The 1,569-nt window shown below is 60.7% G+C and carries 3 protein-coding genes; all 3 read right to left on the bottom strand.

The genetic code is table 11. The features are described 5' to 3' along the window. A partial coding sequence (locus tag WCA53_RS05765; protein ID WP_423906769.1) for a cation transporter occupies positions 1-457 on the bottom strand: 457 nt, incomplete at its 3' end. 82 nt (positions 458-539) lie between these two features. After that, the gene (locus WCA53_RS05760; protein WP_423906767.1) at positions 540-1,193 is read right to left on the bottom strand and encodes an FMN-binding negative transcriptional regulator; all 654 of its coding nucleotides are present in this window, start codon (positions 1,191-1,193) and stop codon (positions 540-542) included. 147 nt (positions 1,194-1,340) lie between these two features. Further along, positions 1,341-1,569, bottom strand: a 229-nt coding sequence (locus tag WCA53_RS05755; RefSeq protein ID WP_423906765.1) for a hypothetical protein, incomplete at its 5' end; no start/stop codon positions are given.

Raw genomic sequence — 1,569 nt, 5'->3', positions numbered from 1 at the left:
TGCCTTCGCCCGCGCGCACCGCCTTGAAGCCGCCGACATAAAAACGCGCGCCGAAGACGAATTGCACCACGCCGGCGAGCGCCAGCGACCCCCACGCGCCCGGTGCGACAGGCACGCCGAGCATGGGCAGCACGAGTGGCAGGGTCAGCAGCGCGGAAGCGACCACAGCCGCGATTTCGCCGTTGTTCGCAGGCTGGATAACAGGCGCCGCTTCCGGTTCGATAAACGTGGCTTCGTAACCGGCCTTGGTCACCGCCGCGACAAGCTGGTCGCGCGAGACGGAGGCGTCCGCGTGGACGGTGGCTTTTTCCGTCGCCAGATTCACCGACACCGCCTGCACGCCCGGCACCTTGCCGAGCGCCTTCTCCACCCGTCGCACGCACGACGCGCACGTCATCCCGCCGATGGAAAAATCGGCGGCCGGCGTTTCATGGGGTTCCAGCGGAGTCGATGACATGATTAAAGGGGCCTGTTCGAATGCGAGCCCGTCGATGTTTCGGGCCTATTCGAACAGTATCGACGTTCCCATCGTTGGAAGGTCAAGGCGTGTTTTCAATCGGCGGTGGTGCGTTGAACATGGCGTCGGCGAGCGCGGTTGCGGCTTCCGTGTGGCGCTGCCGCACACCCTCGACCGCGCCGAGCCGGTCAGCCGCTGCCTTGTTCTGGCTCAGCTTGGCCTTGCCGACCAGCCGCGTAACCTCGATTTCGATGCCCACGATGGCCTGCAGCATCGTCTCGATATAGTCGGCCGGTGCGTCGCCCATTTTCCAGGGCACCGTTTCGCCCGCTTCCATTTTCCGCGTCAGGCGCGCGACGAACCCGCGCACGAACGCTTCGTCGTCGCGAATCGCGATCCGGCCGTGCGCATGAACCACCAGATAGTTATACGTGGGCACCTGTTTGTGCGCTTCGTGCTTGCTCGGGTAGAAGTTCGGCGAGATATACCCCGTCGGCCCCTGGAAAATCACCAGGACCTCTGCGCCGTCGGCCACTTCCTGCCAGACGGGATTCGCGCGCGATACGTGCGCCCGCAAAATTCCATGCGCGCCCTGGCCCGCATCGAATATGAACGGCACGTGATTCGCGTCCAGGCCGTTCGGACCCTGCGTGACGAGCGTGCCGAGCGGATGATCCGCCATCAGCCGCTGCAGGGACTCGGGGCGATTCTCTTCAAAATAGGCGGGGAGATACATCGGCGGCTCGCTGGGTAGTGAAAGGGTGTTAAAAATGAGTGGCAAAAAAAATCTAAATAAATGATGTTACGCGGTTCGGCTGACAAGCTGATTGAGCGTGATCGAGCGAATGGCGGTTAATCTGCGTCACTGACTCCTTGCCTATCGTCATTGGATACGATAAAACCCCGTTTCGACAAGATAGTTTGAACAGTGCAACGTACGCGTGGTAAAGCTTTGGAGCAGCCTTTGAAGCAGGCTTTGCAGCAGGGGCTTCGAGGCAGCTTGGAGACCCAGACGGCCGGGGCGCACGATTATCGAAATAAAGAGTCTTAAACCTATCCTTAAATCGAATGAAAAATAATCGACGCTGGGCAGTCCCGTTGCACGCGGCGTT

The sequence above is a fragment of the Caballeronia sp. genome (genome assembly GCF_049581465.1).
Classification (GTDB): Bacteria; Pseudomonadota; Gammaproteobacteria; order Burkholderiales; family Burkholderiaceae; genus Caballeronia.
Note: the sequence above shows the minus strand (reverse complement) of the source record. Positions and strands in the feature narration are given on the sequence as shown.

What these genes read in the sequence shown, in the direction of transcription:
- WCA53_RS05760 (WP_423906767.1), bottom strand. Translation starts at nt 1,193, where the DNA reads ATGTATCTCCCCGCCTATTTTGAAGAGAATCGCCCCGAGTCCCTGCAG.